The organism is Nonomuraea sp. LPB2021202275-12-8, from assembly GCF_037044575.1.
Classification (GTDB): Bacteria; Actinomycetota; Actinomycetes; order Streptosporangiales; family Streptosporangiaceae; genus Nonomuraea.
In genome coordinates, this window is sequence record NZ_JBAHWD010000005.1 from 291821 (window position 1) to 306700 (window position 14880).

At 70.4% G+C, this 14880-nt stretch carries 16 protein-coding genes and 2 pseudogenes; 7 read left to right on the plus strand and 11 right to left on the minus strand.

What is annotated here, in order from left to right; translation table 11 throughout:
- Positions 1–109 precede the first annotated feature (109 nt).
- The 5 genes from hypF to recD2 all read right to left on the minus strand — a co-directional run bounded on the left by hypF (position 110) and on the right by recD2 (position 7555).
- Positions 110–2383, minus strand: coding sequence for a carbamoyltransferase HypF (hypF, locus tag V5E28_RS12265; RefSeq protein WP_336206935.1), 2274 nt, complete (start codon positions 2381–2383; stop codon positions 110–112).
- Positions 2380–3006 (minus strand): D-sedoheptulose-7-phosphate isomerase, encoded by a 627-nt coding sequence (locus tag V5E28_RS12270; protein ID WP_336206936.1) that lies wholly within the window; start codon positions 3004–3006, stop codon positions 2380–2382. Before V5E28_RS12270 ends, hypF begins: the two co-directional genes overlap by 4 nt.
- On the minus strand, positions 3003–3833 hold the full coding sequence (locus V5E28_RS12275) for a HypC/HybG/HupF family hydrogenase formation chaperone (RefSeq protein WP_336206937.1): 831 nt from the start codon (positions 3831–3833) through the stop codon (positions 3003–3005). The genes V5E28_RS12270 and V5E28_RS12275 overlap by 4 nt, the downstream gene beginning before the upstream one ends.
- 154 nt (positions 3834–3987) lie before the next feature.
- Positions 3988–5181 carry a L,D-transpeptidase gene (locus tag V5E28_RS12280; protein WP_336206938.1) on the minus strand — a complete coding sequence of 398 codons (1194 nt, stop codon included), beginning with the start codon at positions 5179–5181 and terminating at the stop codon, positions 3988–3990.
- 160 nt (positions 5182–5341) lie between these two features.
- Positions 5342–7555: an SF1B family DNA helicase RecD2 gene (gene recD2, locus V5E28_RS12285; protein ID WP_336206939.1), complete on the minus strand. Its 2214-nt coding sequence runs from the start codon at positions 7553–7555 to the stop codon at positions 5342–5344.
- A gap of 146 nt (positions 7556–7701) precedes the next feature.
- Here recD2 and V5E28_RS12290 point away from each other — a divergent pair, with 146 nt between their 5' ends.
- Positions 7702–7923: a hypothetical protein gene (locus V5E28_RS12290; RefSeq protein WP_336206940.1), complete on the plus strand. Its 222-nt coding sequence runs from the start codon at positions 7702–7704 to the stop codon at positions 7921–7923.
- On the opposite strand, the gene V5E28_RS49505 is transcribed toward V5E28_RS12290, so the two are convergent.
- From V5E28_RS49505 to V5E28_RS12305, 4 genes and pseudogenes are all read right to left on the minus strand, one after another.
- Positions 7920–8165 carry a pentapeptide repeat-containing protein gene (locus V5E28_RS49505; RefSeq protein WP_442945808.1) on the minus strand — a complete coding sequence of 82 codons (246 nt, stop codon included), beginning with the start codon at positions 8163–8165 and terminating at the stop codon, positions 7920–7922. The two genes, V5E28_RS12290 and V5E28_RS49505, sit on opposite strands and share 4 nt — an antisense overlap.
- Positions 8069–8287, minus strand: a complete 219-nt coding sequence (locus tag V5E28_RS12295; RefSeq protein WP_336206941.1) for a hypothetical protein — start codon at positions 8285–8287, stop codon at positions 8069–8071. The genes V5E28_RS49505 and V5E28_RS12295 overlap by 97 nt, the downstream gene beginning before the upstream one ends.
- A pseudogene (locus V5E28_RS12300) lies at positions 8269–8736 on the minus strand (hypothetical protein); the annotation flags it as partial. The gene V5E28_RS12295 and the pseudogene V5E28_RS12300, both read right to left, overlap by 19 nt.
- Positions 8737–8875: 139 nt before the next feature.
- Entirely contained in the window at positions 8876–9820 is a 945-nt protein-coding gene (locus V5E28_RS12305; protein ID WP_336206942.1) for an acyltransferase domain-containing protein, read from the minus strand.
- A 153-nt stretch (positions 9821–9973) separates the two neighbouring features.
- Between V5E28_RS12305 and V5E28_RS12310 the strand changes: the two genes are divergently transcribed.
- Positions 9974–10474: a hypothetical protein gene (locus V5E28_RS12310; RefSeq protein WP_336206943.1), complete on the plus strand. Its 501-nt coding sequence runs from the start codon at positions 9974–9976 to the stop codon at positions 10472–10474.
- 87 nt (positions 10475–10561) lie between these two features.
- Here V5E28_RS12310 and V5E28_RS12315 read toward each other — a convergent pair whose 3' ends face one another.
- A complete protein-coding gene (locus tag V5E28_RS12315; protein ID WP_336206944.1) occupies positions 10562–11431 on the minus strand; it encodes a hypothetical protein in 870 nt (289 codons plus the stop codon).
- A 311-nt stretch (positions 11432–11742) separates the two neighbouring features.
- The gene (locus tag V5E28_RS12320; RefSeq protein ID WP_336206945.1) at positions 11743–11895 is read right to left on the minus strand and encodes a hypothetical protein; all 153 of its coding nucleotides are present in this window, start codon (positions 11893–11895) and stop codon (positions 11743–11745) included.
- A 269-nt stretch (positions 11896–12164) separates the two neighbouring features.
- Here V5E28_RS12320 and V5E28_RS12325 point away from each other — a divergent pair, with 269 nt between their 5' ends.
- The 5 genes and pseudogenes from V5E28_RS12325 to V5E28_RS12345 all read left to right on the plus strand — a co-directional run bounded on the left by V5E28_RS12325 (position 12165) and on the right by V5E28_RS12345 (position 14880).
- On the plus strand, positions 12165–12551 hold the full coding sequence (locus V5E28_RS12325) for an ATP-binding protein (RefSeq protein ID WP_336206946.1): 387 nt from the start codon (positions 12165–12167) through the stop codon (positions 12549–12551).
- A pseudogene (locus tag V5E28_RS12330) lies at positions 12503–12903 on the plus strand (response regulator); the annotation flags it as partial. The gene V5E28_RS12325 and the pseudogene V5E28_RS12330, both read left to right, overlap by 49 nt.
- A 214-nt stretch (positions 12904–13117) precedes the next feature.
- Complete coding sequence (locus tag V5E28_RS12335) at positions 13118–14041, plus strand: diacylglycerol/lipid kinase family protein (protein WP_336206947.1); 924 nt, start codon at positions 13118–13120, stop codon at positions 14039–14041.
- Between the two features lie 138 nt (positions 14042–14179).
- Positions 14180–14569 carry a YbaB/EbfC family nucleoid-associated protein gene (locus V5E28_RS12340; RefSeq protein WP_336206948.1) on the plus strand — a complete coding sequence of 130 codons (390 nt, stop codon included), beginning with the start codon at positions 14180–14182 and terminating at the stop codon, positions 14567–14569.
- Positions 14570–14589: 20 nt separating this feature from the next.
- Positions 14590–14880: a hypothetical protein gene (locus V5E28_RS12345; RefSeq protein ID WP_336206949.1), complete on the plus strand. Its 291-nt coding sequence runs from the start codon at positions 14590–14592 to the stop codon at positions 14878–14880.

A 14880-nucleotide genomic window follows, 5' to 3' on the forward strand; every position in this document is an offset into this window, starting at 1 on the left:
GCTCCTTGCCGGGATCGGGCCGGACCCGGGCCGGCCGAGGTTCACCTGGACAGTTTCGTCACCTGCTACACGAATGGCATCCCGTCGGATCGACATCCTGGCGAGACGTTCAGCTCCGGGTTCTCAGCCGGGCGGCCGCCGCCACCGCCTGGCCGAGGCTGATCCCGCCGTCGTTGCCGGGCACCCGCTGGTGCGTCAGCACCCGGAACCCGTCGCCGCGCAGCCGGTCCGCGACGCCGCCGAGCAGCAGCAGGTTGGCGAACACGCCTCCGGACAGCGCGACCGTGGCGAGTCCGGTGTCCTCGGCGACCAGGCGGACCGCCGAGGCCACCGCGGCGGCCAGCCCGTGGTGGAACCTCGCCGCGACCACGGCCGTCGGCACCCCCTGGCGCAGGTCCGCCGCGACCGCCCGCACCAGGTCGGTGCTCCTGATCACGACGGGCCGGCCGCCGGTCACGGTGACCGGGTAGCCGTCGCCGGCACTCCGGTCGGCGTGCTGCTCCAGCTCGACCGCGGCCTGCCCCTCGTAGGTGACCGTGTCGCCGATCCCGGCCAGCGCGGCCACCGCGTCGAACAGCCGCCCGGCGCTGGAGGTGAGCGGCGCGGCCGGGCCGCCGGCCCGTGCCAGGGCCGTCACGGCCGGCCAGGCCGCCGCGTTGCGGGCATACACCTGGAGGCCGGTGGCGGGCTCGCCGGCGGCGTGCAGGAAGGCCGCCGCCATCCGCCACGGCTGGCGGATGGCTGTGGCCCCGCCCGGCATCGGCACCTGCTCCAGATGCCCGGCCCGGTCGAACCCCGCCAGATCGGCCACCAGCAGCTCGCCACCCCAGATGGTGCCGTCGGCGCCGTACCCGGTGCCGTCGAACGCGACGCCGATGACCGGGCCCGGCTCGGCGTGTTCGGCCAGGCACGAGACGATGTGCGCGTGGTGGTGCTGCACCCCGACCGGCTCCACGCCGTCGAGGTCGAGGGCGTGCTTCGTCGACAGATACTCCGGGTGCAGGTCGTGGGCGACGACGGCGGGCTCGATGCCGGTGAGCCGCCGCAGGCGGCCGATCTCGGTGATGTACGCGGCCAGCGTGCGGTGGTCGTCGAGGTCGCCGAGGTGCTGCGAGATCACGGCATGTCTGCCCTTGGCCAGGCAGAACGTGCTCTTCTGCTGCGCTCCGCAGGCGAGCACCGGCTGAGGGAAGGGCCAGGGCAGCGCCAGCGGCTCGGGGGCGTACCCTCGGGCGCGCCGCACCGGCAGCGGGGCGCCGCCGAAGACACGGACGACCGAGTCGTCGACGGGTGCGTGGATGGGCCGGTCGTGGCCGAGGAAGGCGTCGGCGATGCCGCCCAGGCGCCGCCGGGCGTCCTCGTCTTCGTAGGCGATGGGCTCGCCGGAGACGTTGCCGCTGGTCAGCACGTACGGCCGGGCGAACAGGCGGGCGAGCAGGTGGTGCAGCGGCGTGTACGGCAGCAGGACGCCCAGCTCGCGGCTGCCGGGCGCCACCGAGGGGGCGACCGGTGCGCCGGGGCGGCGGGGCAGCAGCACGATGGGCCGGCGCGGGCCGGTCAGCAGGTTCGCGGCGGCGTCGTCGAGCTCGCACAGCCGCCGCACGGCGGGCAGGTCGGCGGCCATGATGGCGAACGGTTTGCCGGTGCGGCGCTTGCGTGCCCGCAGCGTCGTGACGGCGGTGTCGTGGGCGGCGTCGGCGGCCAGGTGGTAGCCGCCGAGGCCCTTGACCGCCAGGACGGCTCCGTCCGCGAGCAGCGCGGCCGCTTCGGTGACGGGGTCGCCGGTAAGCCGGGTGCCGTCCGGGGTGTGCAGTGTCAGCTCCGGCCCGCAGCCGGGGCAGCAGACCGGCTGGGCGTGGAAGCGCCGGTCGCGCGGGTCCCGGTACTCCTGGGCGCAGCGGGCGCACATGGTGAAGCCCGCCATGGTGGTGGTGGCCCGGTCGTACGGGACGGCGGTGATGATCGTGAACCGGGGGCCGCAGCCGGTGCAGTTGACGAACGGGTAGCGGTGGCGGCGGTCGGCCGGATCGAACAGCTCGGCCAGGCAGTCGTCGCAGGTGGCGACGTCGGCGGGGATGAGGGGCCGGCCGGCGCCGGTGGCCCTGCTGGGCACGATCCGGAAGCCGTGCGCCCCGGTCGGCGGGACGGGGGTGACGCTGACCCGTTCGACGACGGCCAGCGCGGGCGCCTGGTCGCGGACCGCCTCCACCAGCGCCTTCACCGCGGACGGCGGGCCCTCCGCCTCGATGAAGACTCCGCCGGCGTCGTTGCCGACCAGCCCGGCCAGGCCGTAGGAGGAGGCGAGGGCGTGCACGAACGGCCGGAAGCCGACGCCCTGGACGATGCCCTCGACCTGGATCCGTGAGCGGACCCGGCCGGTCACGGCGCCGCCGGCGCCTGCTGGACCAGCTGCCACAGCACGTGGCAGGCGGTGGTCTGGGCCTCCTGGATGCGGTGCACCGACGGTGACGGGATGACGAACAGGTGGTCGGCGAGTCGCTCTTCGGCCATCCGGCCGCCGCCGGAGCCGGCGAAGCCGACGGTCACCATGCCGCGGCGCCTGGCCTCCCGCAGTCCGCGCAGGACGTTCGCCGAGCCGCCGCTGGTCGACAGGGCCATGGCGATGTCGCCGGGGCGGGCGAGGGCGGCCAGTTGACGGGCGAAGACCACGTCGAAGTCGACGTCGTTGGCCAGGGCGGTGAGCAGTGCCGCGTCGCCGGTCAGGGAGATCGCCGGCAGGCCGCCGGGTCCGGTGGCCGAGAACAGCTGGGCGACGTACTGGGCGTCGGTGCTGCTGCCGCCGTTGCCGAAGGCGAACAGGGTGCCGCCCGCGCGAAACGCCGACGACAGCGCGCCGGCGCAGGCGGTCAGCGAGGGGCCCAGATCCCGCAGCAGGCGCAGGCGCAGGTGCAGGCTCTCGGTGGCCTTGGCCGCGGTGGAGCGGGTGACCTCCTCCTGGGTGGTGGCGTCGCCGGAGGTGAGGAAGGGGTAGAGCGGTCCGGTCATCGGGTGTCACCGCCGAGGACCGCGATGGCCTCCTTGGCGTGGACCAGGACCATGTCGCCGACCTGTGCTTCGACCAGGGCGACGCTGATCTCCTCGGTGTCGCCCTCTCCCCCGCTGGCGGCGTCGAGTGCGGCCAGGGCGAGCCTGCCGGGCCGTAGCTCGGTGATGCGCGCGGGCACCGCGGTGTCGGCGCAGGTGAGGCAGGTGTCGTCGGTCCGGCAGGCGGGCTGGCCAGGCGGGGTGGGCGGGTCCGTGCCGGGGGTCTCCAGGAAGACGTGGGCCAGCTCCCAGAGCAGGTGGTAGGTGGTGATGTGGATCTCGCGGGCGATCAGGGGATCGCCGGATCGCGCCGCGAGCACGTGGTCGGCGTCCACCTCGGCCGCCATGCCGCCGCCCGCTGTCAGCGCGACGGTGAGCAGGCCGAGCTCGCGGGCCGCTCGCAGGGTGTCGAGGGCGCCGGGGCATGGGGCGCCGGTGAGGATGGCCATCGCGATGTCGCCGGGCCGTCCCAGCAGCCGCAGCCGGGCGGCGGGGCTGCCGGCGCCGCCGGTGAGGGGGCCGGTGATGGGGCCGGCGTCGTTGGCCAGCGAGAGCGCGGGCAGTGCCCGCTTGCCCACGATGACCGGGTGGGTGAACTCCACGGCCACGTGCCCGGCGTCGGCGGCGGAGCCGAAGGTGAGCAGCCTGCCGCCGTGCCGGAAGCGGGCCGCCATGTCGCGGGCGGCGGCGGCGACGCGGTCGGCGTCGTCGGCCAGGGCCCGGCCGGGGACGGTGCGGGCCGCGGCGGCGCGGTCGAGCGGACTGGTCGTGGGTGCGTGCTGATCCATCGCCGTTCCCGTCGCCGGATGGGTGGTCACCTTTCGGATGCCATGGTCCATCGGCGTCTCGCCGGCGGCGGGGTCCGGGCGGGCCGGGGCCGTTCAAGGTCGGGCCAAGGTTCGCCCAGGCACGTCAGAGCACGTCAGGTCAGGTCAGGTCAGGTCAGGCGTCGCCGTCGAGGGCGCTGCCCTTCTTCCACTCCTTGAACGACATCTGCCAGTAACCCCAGCCGTTGTTCCACTCGAGCGCGCGGTTGGTGCCGGTGATCTCGACGACGTCGCCGCGCTGGAACTCGTCGTAGAACCATCGGGCCTGGTCGGGGCGGGCGTTGATGCAGCCGTGGCTGACGTTGCGGACGCCCTGGGCCCAGGTGTTGTTCTTGGCGTGGACGTACTCGCCGCTGTTGGAGATGCGCACGGCGTGGTCGATCATGACGTCGTAGTAGCCGGGGTCGCCCTTCTTGCGGCCGGGCGAGATCATGCGGACCGGGCTGGCGCGCTCCATGGTGAGGTGGACGCCCGAGGTGGTGGTGTATTCGCGGGTGGTGGCCATGCCGGCGCTGATGCGCATGGTCTGCACGCGCTTGCCGTCGCGGTAGACGTACATCATGTGCTTGGAGGCGCTGATCTTGGAGATCATCTTGGCGCCGATCTTCATGCTGTAGTCGTAGTCCTTCATGCCGTACAGGCCCTTGCCGGCTTTGACGCCGTCGAGCTCGGCGTTGAAGGTGACCTTCTGGTGGGCGGGCCAGTACTTGGCGGGGCGGTAGATGGCGAAGCTGTCGTCGATCCACCGCCAGGCGCCGTCGACGGGCTTTTCCGCCTCGACCTTCAGGGCGCGCTCGACGGTGGACTTGTTGGTGACGGGCTGGTTGAACCTGACCATGATCGGCATGCCGACGCCGACGGTCTCGCCCTTGACGTTGGGGGTGACGTCGGCGATCTGCAGCACGCGCGCGGGCTTGACGGTGGTGAAGGTGCTGGCGGCGGTGGTGACGCCGGACTTGGCCGTGACGTTGTAGCTGGCGGACGGCTTCAGGGGGGTTCGCGAGATCCAGCGGGTCTTGTCGGAGCTGTACTTGCCCTCGATCTGCTCGCCGTCGCCTTCGACGACGACCTCGTCCAGGGGGCCGCCGGCGGCGGTGACGACGACCTTCTTGTCGGGGCTGACCTTGGCGCTGCCCTCTTCGGGGGTGATGGAGATGGTGGGGGCCGCGGGGGTGGCGGAGGCGGTCGCCTCGGAGGCGGCCGGGCCTGCGCCGGGGGCGCCGCCGGAGCACGAGGCTGTCAGGGCTGCCGCGGTGGCCAGGGCCACACCTGCGACGGCCTTTCTCCAGCCGGTCTCAACGTTCAACACGGACCCTCTCCCCCACTATCACGCAACGCACTAAAAACCTTAATGCTCCTGCATGTATGACGCGGATTAGTTTGGGAGAGTTCGGTCACATTTAGATCACTTCTCGTAGCGAGCCCCAGGTCAGAAAGGGTCAAGGCCCGGTAAACAACTTAACCCCCGATCAGGGCCGGTCCAGCCGGTGGGTGAGGCTCGTGTGCCGCCGTCCCGCACCCTTCGTCCGTACGGCCTGAGCCAGGGCACGGCGCGAGCCGACGATCACGACGAGCCTCTTGGCCCGGGTGATGGCGGTGTAGAGCAGGTTGCGCTGCAGCATCATCCAGGCGCTGGTGGCCAGCGGGATGACCACGGCCGGGTACTCGCTGCCCTGGGAGCGGTGGATGGAGACGGCGTAGGCGTGGGCGAGCTCGTCCAGCTCGTCGAAGGCGTACTCGACCTGCTCGTCCTCGTCGGTGAGCACGCTCAGCGCGCTGTCGTCGGGCCGGATGTCGGTGACGATGCCGACGGTGCCGTTGAACACGCCGGCGGCGCCCTTGTCGTAGTTGTTGCGCAGCTGGGTGACCTTGTCACCGACGCGGAAGACGCGGCCGCCGTAGCGGCGTTCGGGCATGCCGTCGCGGGCGGGGGTCAGCGACTCCTGCAGGGCGATGTTGAGGGCGCCGGCTCCGGCGGCGCCGCGGTGCATGGGGGCGAGCACCTGGACGTCGCGGCGCGGATCGAGGCCGAACCTGCGCGGGATGCGCCGGGCCACCACGTCCACGGTCATGGCGGCGATCTCCTCCGGCTCCTCGCACGGGAACAGGAAGAAGTCCTTCATCCCCTCCAGCACCGGATGGCGGCCGGTGTTGACGCGGTGGGCGTTGACGACGACCCCGGACTCCTGCGCCTGGCGGAAGATCTGGGTGAGCCGCACGCGAGGGAGGTCCGTGGCGGCGAGCAGGTCCTTGAGGACCTCGCCGGCCCCGACGGAGGGCAGCTGGTCGACGTCGCCGACGAACAGCAGGTGCGCGCCGGGCGCGACGGCCTTGACGAGCTTGTTGGCCAGCAGCACGTCCAGCATGGACGCCTCGTCGACCACGACCAGGTCGGCGTCCAGGGGATTGTCGCGGTCGAAGGTGGCCTCACCGCCGGGGCGCAGCTGCAGCAGCCGGTGCACGGTGGTGGCCTCGTGACCGGTCAGCTCGGCCAGCCGCTTGGCGGCCCGGCCGGTGGGGGCGGCCAGGATCACCTTGGCGCGTTTGGCGCGGGCCAGGGTGACGATGGAGCGCACGGTGAAGCTCTTGCCGCAGCCGGGACCGCCGGTCAGCACCGCGACCTTGTGCGTGAGGGCCAGCCGGACGGCCTGACGCTGCTCGGCGGCCAGCTCCGCGCCGGTCTTGCCCTGCAGCCACCCCTCGGCCGCCTCCCAGTCGACGTCGGCGAACGCCTTCAGCCGGTCGTGGCCGCCGTGCAGCAGCGTCAGCAGGCTTCCGGCCAGGGACAGCTCGGCGCGGTGGAAGGGCGGCAGGTAGACGGCCGGGACGAGGTTGTCACCGGCCGGGATCTGCTCGCGCACCGCGCCCTCCTCGGCGACGAGCTCCTCCAGGCAGGTGGCCACCAGCGGCGCCTCCACCTCCAGGATCTTGACGGCGTCGCCGATCAGGTTGGGGGCGGGCAGGTAGCAGTGGCCGTCGTCGGCGGCCTGCGACAGGGTGTAGCGCAGGCCCGCCTTGACCCGCTCGGGGCTGTCGTGCGGGATGCCGACGGCCTGGGCGATGGTGTCGGCGGTCTTGAAGCCGATCCCCCACACGTCGTCGGCCAGCTTGTACGGCTGCGCCCGCACGACGTCGATCGACTGCTCGCCGTACTGCTTGAAGATGCGCACCGCGATCGAGGTGGAGACGCCGACCCCCTGCAGGAAGATCATCACCTCCTTGATGATCTTCTGCTCCTCCCAGGCGGCGGCGATCATCTTGGTGCGTTTGGGGCCCAGGCCCGGCACCTCCACCAGCCGCTGCGGCTCCCCCTCGATCACCTCGAGGGTGTCGGTGCCGAAGTGGTCGACGATCCGCTCGGCCATCTTGGGGCCGATCCCCTTGATCAGGCCGGAGCCGAGATAGCGGCGGATGCCCTGCACGGTGGCGGGCAGCACCGTGGTGTACGACCACACCTCGAACTGCTTGCCGTAGCGGGGATGGGAGGTCCAGCGGCCGGTCAGCCGCAGCGACTCGCCCACCTGCGCGCCCAGCAGCGGCCCCACCGCCGTCAGCAGCTCGGCCCCGGACCGGGCGGTCGCGATCCGCGCGATCGTGTAGCCGGTCTCCTCGTTGGCGTAGGTGATGCGCTCCAGGACGGCTTCAAGGTGTGAACCGGGAGGACCATCCGCGCCAGGCTTCACCGAAAACCCCTTCTTTCGACCGCTTCGGGGCCAGGGTAGAGCAGCGCCGAACTATCTGCTGGAACCCCGGAAGCCGCATGCCCGATGCTGTCACTGCCCGTGTGCTCTGGTGTGTATCTGTGTGGAAGGCGTGGGAACCTGTCGTCATGAAGACCCGTGAGGATGCGCTCGCCGCTGCCGGCCGGATCCTTGCTGAGGCGCGCGCCCGCCGCGACGCCCTGTCACCGGAGGAGGCGGCCCGCGCCGCCTACGTCCCGGGCGGCCGGTACATGGAGGAATTGGCGGCGATCATCAACGGGCAGCGCCGGAGGGCAACGCGAACAATGCGGCCTGATTTCGATCAGGCTGGGTTCCCTCCGGGTTCCTAGAATGTCGTTGTCGCATCCCACTGGGAGAGCTTCTTCAGCAATCTTGAGTCGGAGAGCCCCTTTGTCTCGCTCAGGTCGGTCCCGCGCAGATCGGCCCCAGCGAGGTCGGCCCCTGTCAGGTCGGCCCAGGCTAGATCGGTTTCACTCAGGTGGTCATCAATGGATCTTTTTCGCGCTTGGCGCGGGTGTCTCGCTCCCCGTTGGCATCCTCGCGGGGCGGCGCCCACAAAATCACCCCACACACCGCCAGCATGACCCATGCAAGATCTATAGGGGATATATCGGCATTAAAGCGATTTAAAGTCCATCCCACGTAGCCTGCCGCCATGATGGTCAACACCAAACTCAAGGCGATCCTCGCCACCGCCACCACCGTTGCCAGCTTCTCGTTCGTCGGCGCACCACCCGCCCACGCAGCAGCCCTCTACAGATTCCGCAACGCGCACGTGCTTTTGGGGCGTGGGCGGCGGTGACGGCGAGGTAGGCGTGCGCGAGCATGGCCAGGGTGATGTGGCGGTGCCAGCCGTCGTAGCGGCGGACCTGATACTGGTCCAGGCCGACCTCGTTCTTGGCGGACTGGAAGCACTCCTCGATGGCCCAGCGTGGGCCGGCGATGCGCACAAGCTGATCCAGCGGGGTGCCCGCAGGTCCGAAGCACAGGTAGAAGGCGTTCTCCAGCTCGCCTTGTTCGTTCGGTGTGAGACTTCGGCGCACCAGCAGCCACCGCTGGAAGCCACCGGGCCCGCCCAGATGGTCGTCGGCGTGGGGTGGCAGGGTGGCCATCGCCCAGTCATACAGGCGCGGCCCCTTGGCAGGCGGAACTTGTGGTCCTGGCCGTAGGCCTCGTCCGCGTTCCTGCCCGGACAGGTGGGCGCCGCGCTTCACCTCCGAGTGCAGAGTGACCCACCACCGCTCGCTCGTCTTGTTGTCCAGGCCATGGGCATCGGCCCTGCTAGATCGGGAAGCGGCCGCGGCGCCAGTGCCAGTGGCGGCCGGCCTTCAGGTGGTCGACGATCGCGCGTTGGAGCACGGTGCGGCGCGGCAGCTGGTCGAGCGGCGTGGTCAGGGTGCGGAACACGAACCGCAGCACCTCAACGTCGGCGTCCGGCCCTTCCGGCTCCTCGTAGGGCTCCAGCTCGAACCTCCGCTGGAACCGGACGATGTTGGAGTCCCCGGGCAGGTACTCCTGCAGCTGCGGGTCGAGCAGCCACGAGCCGCAGGAGAACGCCGTGTAGCGCTCGTCGGGAAAGTGGCGCGGGAAGAACGTGCGGGCCTCGTCGAGCGACGCCGCGATCGCCTCCGGGGTCATCGGCCCCGACTCGGGGATGTGCAGGTCGATGGTGGTGCCGCCGCGATGGTGCTGCAGCCGGCCCAGCTCGTAGACGCCGCCGCGCGCGTGCAGCGTCAGCCAGCTCTGCATGACCGGCCAGCCCTCGCGGTGCATCCGGCGGTCGATCGCGAGGTTGCGGCCCAGATCCGCGAGGGTCACCCACGACACGGCATCGGCGATGCCGTGGTCGCGGTGGTACCTCGTGACGACGTCGACCAGGGCCAGGTACGCGTACACGTAGAGATGCCGCCAGGCGGGGCCCCGTTCGCGCGGCAACTCCGGACCGGGCGACAGCCAGCCGTGGCCCCCGAGATCGGCGCGGACCAGGGCGATCGAGCGGTCGAGCAGCCAGCGCAGCTCCGGAGTCCACAGTGGAGAGTCGGGGTCGGGCCAGCCCGCCATGATCTCGGCGGCGTCGGGCGGCGGCACCGCGAGCCGGTCGAGGATCGCGGGCGCGTCGGCCTTGGCGGGCAGCGGAGCGGACGGCCGGTCGCCGGCGAGCCGGTGCACGCGGTCGACGTCCTCGACGGATACCCCGAGCCGGGCGGCGGTGTCGTCCAGATCCACGCGGACGATTCTACTTACCCCGTGTCCTAGTTGATCTCCTGCTCTCTTCGGCGCGGCAAGTGAAGAAGCTCCAGCAGGCGCTCAAGGACCTGCTCAAGATCCATGATCGCAGGCGGGGCAGCCGCGGGTTGGCGCAGCGCTCATCATGGGGAGATGAAGTTGCGGGCGCACCCGATCGTGCGTGGCTGCGTGGCTCTGGGAGGGCTCGTTCACATGGCGCTCGGCCTGTTCTGGGCGACGACCGTGCTGGGTGTCGAGGACGGCCGCTCGCTGCCGGAGCACCTGGTCCATGCATCGTCAGTCGTCCTGGTGGCGGTGGCCGTCGTCTCGGTGCCCCTGCTGGCGGTCGGCGTCCTGGCCGTGGCGCGGGCGGCGTTCGTGGGCGTCACCTGCACCGACGCCGAGGTCAAGGTGCACAACGTGATGTGGACCCGCCGGGTGCCGGCCGAGAGGGTCATCGACGTCCGCCGTACCTGGACGGGCAAGACGGATCTGTGGTGGAGGGGCGAGAAGGGATGGCCGCGTTGGACACGGATTCCCGCGTTCAGCCTCTACCTCAGCACCCACAGGAGCGTCCGGCAGTGGCTGGAGCCGTACAACGAGCAGTGCGTCGGCACGTTGCGACAGTGGATCGACGAGCGGCGCCCGGCATGAGTCGTCGGTGAGAAGGGCCGGACGGCCCCGCGTGGGGCCGCCCGGCCATTTCGCCGTGATGGACAGGGGTCAGCTCACCGTGCGCTGTCAGTCCTCCCAGGCGCAGATGACGTACGCCGTCACGCTCCACTCTCTGTCGTCGCCGTGCATCTCGGCTGTTTCGACCCGGGCCAACGTGTTGATCGAGTAGAACGCGTCGAGGGCGATCCCACCGCGGACGCCGCCGTCGATCTCGAACCCGCTCCCCAGGGCTACCTGCCTGTCACCGGCTCCCCCACAGGCGGCTTCGACCCGCTTGGGCTCGGCGCTGCTGGGACTGGTCTCCGAGTAGATCCACAGCCCGGCGGGCGGCTCGTCGGCGCAGATCGCGTACACCCGGAGCGACCAATCGAGGGGATACGTTGTGGCCTGTTCGTTCGCTGCCCCGTACACACTGTTCAGTGTCGGGACGAGCGCGGCCATTCTGGCGCCGCCGCGAGCGCCGTCGAGTTCGTATCCGGCGCCGAGCAGCCACTCGCCCGGCTCGCAGGTGACGGTCAGCGCGTGGTACGGCGGCGAGTATCGCCCAGTTTCCACGGAGCGCGTACGAATGGCCCCGCGCACAGTGCCGCAGACCGCCCACGCCGTGATCGTCCATGAGCTCGAAGTGGAGTTGCCCTCGACCCCGAACACCTTGACCTTGTCAGCGCTCGGAATGATCTCGTCGATGACGATGTCGCCGCTCGCACTGGCCGCGCCGTCGCTGACCCAGGCGCCCCCGCTGAGTACGTGCGTCCCGTTGGGACAGGTGGCCTCCGCCCCCTTGTCGTCGGAGTTCCAGTCACTGGTGTCCTGGGCGTGGGTGAAGTTGGGAATGTCTGCGGTCGAAGCGCTGGCCGGCACGGCCACGAGGGTGGCGGCCAGCGCGATGATGAGGGAAACGGCGGTGGCCCGGCCGGGCTTTGTTGTGATGGGCATACAGCCCTTCCTGAATTGCGGGCTCGCGATTTCTCCTCGACGACCGAGGAGTACGTGCCCTGACTCCCTTCAGCATCGCCCTCAAAATTGTCTGGGACAGCGTATCTTTACCCGCTGTGACCTGGCATTTCACCCTTCGGCAATTGCGTCGTTCGTGATAGCATTAATATGAAACTTTGAGAGTATTCGGACCGTGCCTGACATGCGACAGTCAGTGATACTCGATATTCGCTGCTCTGCCTGACGCGCATGCTGATCGCTCGCTCATGGATCCCCTTTGAGCCTCGGTGACTGCGTTTCGGTGCGGCAGTTCAGAGTGACTTGAGGAAAGCGGCGCTCGCGAACATTCCGCCGGTTCGGCCCCACATGAACGCAGTCACCTCGCGGCCCGTGACCGAGAGGATGACGACCACGATGAGGACCGCGGCACTGAGCGCGCCGTAGGCCACGACGAATTCCTTCACCTTGCCTGGTTGGGTGTTCGGGTGGTAGACGTGGCCGGCCTCGGCCGTGGTGCGGCTGGGGGTCCCATGCTCTTCCTTCCATTCGCCGGTCGTGGTGCCGACGTTGGGAACCGAACGAGTTGCCCGGTATCGGCCTGGACGCACGGGTGGGTGGGGGTAGCCCCACTTCCCGGCTGACCAGGGCAGTAGCGGGCTCCGCGCGGTGCACAGTGGAAGCACCGAACGGAAAGCGAAGGAAGAGACATAATGGTCCGCTTCCTCGTCGCGAGATGGACCGCCACCGTCATCCCCCGAGCCCTCGCTCGGTCAGCTACGAGCGCACCAGCCGCGACGCCCTCAAGTACTTCGGGATCGCCGAGCTGTTGACCAACGCGGTCAAGCACGCCCATGCGTCCCGGGCGCGAATCTTCATCGCCCGGGACGACACCGGCATCGTCGTTGACGTCGAAGACGACGGCCGGGGCGGGGCCGGCGTGCGAGCCGACGGCGGGCTCGCGGGGCTACGCCGCCGCCTCGCGGGGCTACGCCGCCGCCTCGCGGTCTTCGACGGCACCCTGGAGATCACCAGCCCGTCAGGCGGTCCGACCAGCGCAAGGATGATGGTGCCATGCGCATCGTTGTGGCCGAGGACCTTTACCTCCTGCGTGACGGAATGATCCGCCTCCTCAAGGCGTACGGACACGAGGTGGTGGCGACGGCGAGACCCGAGACGCTCGACGCGCTGCTGACGTGGCGGCCGGATGTCTCCATCGTCGACGTCCGCATGCCGCCGACCCAGTCGGACGAGGGCCTGAGGGCAGCTCTCGCCGCCCGCCGCGAACTGCCTGGACTGCCGGTCCTGATCCTCTCTCAGCACGTCGAACAGCTGTATGCCCGCGAACTCCTGGCGGCATCGGCTATCTCCTCAAAGAGAGCGTGTTCGACGCCGATCAGTTCATCGATGCCCTGGAACGCGTCGCCGATGGCGGGACCGCCATGGACCCGGCCGTCATCGCGACCTTGCTGTCCTCACCTACCTGAACAAGACCTGATGTACCGCCTGCAGATCATCGACGCGACCCCTGGCGCGGCACCCGCCTGGGCCGGCACCCCGGCGAGAGGCCGCGCCAGGACGGGCTGCCCGACCATGCGTGAAACAGCTCATGATCGAGATCGCCGGAAGGCCCGGGAGGCGCTCCCGAAGTTGACCTTTGAACGGCTTCGGCGGGGGTAGTCGGAGTGCATGTCCCCCACTACCGGCCGCACCGTCGCCGTTGTCGCGCATCGCAAGAAGACCCTCGGCGCGGGCCTGGACAGGCTCCGCATGCTGATCAGCGAAGAGGATGTCGGCGAACTGCTCTGGTACGAGGTGCCGAAGAGCAGGAAGGCGCCGAAGAAGGTCCGCAAGGCCCTCAAGGCGGGCGCCGAGCTGGTGTTCGTGTGGGGCGGCGACGGCATGGTGCAACGCTGCGCCGGCGCGCTGGCCCACTCCGGGGTGCCGATGGCGATCCTCCCGGCGGGGACCGCGAACCTCTTCGCCGGCAACGTCGGCATCCCCACCGACCTGGAGGAGTCGGTCCGGATCGGCTTCCACGGCCGCCGGGAGAGGCTGGACCTCGGGCTGCTGAACGGCGAGCACTTCGCGGTGATGGCGGGAGCCGGGTTCGAGGCCGAGATGATCGCCGACGCCGACGGGCAGGAGAAGCAGCGGCTCGGCAAGATGAGCTACGTCAAGGCGGCCGTCCGGCACGTCGGCGGGCCGCTGGTGCCGATGACGGTCAAGGTCGACGGCGCGGTCTGGTTCGAGGGCGAGGCGAGCTGCCTGCTGCTGGGCAACGTGGGCACGATCGCCGGCGGCATCGAGGCGTTCGACGACGCCCGGCCGGACGACGGCTGGCTGGAGGTGGGCGTCTCCACCGCCCAGGGCCCGGTCCAGTGGGCCCGCGTGCTCGGCCGGATGGCCACCGGCCGCTCGGAGAACTCGCCGTTCGTCCGCGTCACCCGCGCCAGGAAGGTGTCCGCCCGGTTCGGCTCCCCGCTGCTGTACGAGCTCGACGGCGGCGACCGTGAGGCCGTCACCCGGCTCAAGGCCAAGGTGGCCCCGGGCGCCCTCACGGTGTGCCTGCCGCCCGGCTCTCAGCCGGGAGCTGTGAGCGAGCCGTCGTAGACGCCGCCTCTGCCGATGTACGGAAGGTGTCGTGTGCTTGAACTCTGCCCGTCCGCATGACCAGGCAGCACCTGCGCCCTCGGTGAACGGTGGTAAGAAATCTTGTGAGGCGCGGTGGGGCTGATGGGACGGATGTGAATGGGCGAGGAGTTCCGCCTGGCCATGGAGGACATGGCCAGGGAGTACAACCGCCAGGCGGCGCAGCTGAAGCAGGCCTATGCGGAGCTGCGCGAGCTGACAGCGGTCGGGCGGTCGCGGGACGGCATGGTGACCGTGACGGTGGGCCCGCGAGGCCAGGTGCGGCGGATCGAGCTCAATCCGCGCGTCTACGCGAAACTTTCCCCCTCGGAGCTGGCCGATTCGATCGTCGAGCAGGTCTCGGCGGCCACGGGTGAGGTGGCGGAGCGGACCAAGGAGCTGATGGCGCCGTTCGTCCCCGAAGGGCTGCCGCTGCAGGAGTTCTTCGGCGAGGACGCCTCGCTGGAGGCGCTGCTGCCCCAGCCGATCGAGGTCGAGGCCCGCCAGTGACTCCGCCGCCGGGTTACCTCGTGCGCACGTCGGGGCTGCGCTCGCGCGCCGGCCACGCCGACGGGGACGCGGAGACCATGCTCCGGCAGAGGAACACGCTGAGGGACGAGTTCCTGTTCGAAGGCAACCCCCTCGGCCACGACCAGTACGGCGCGGAGCTGGCCAAGCGGCTCCCACAGATCCGGGACGGCATCATGGACGCCTTCGACGCCTGCGTGACGGAGGCCGAAGGCATCCGCGACAGGCTCGGCGAGAACGCGTGGACGTACGACACGGCCGAGCACGGTATCTCCCGCACCACCGGAGGCTGA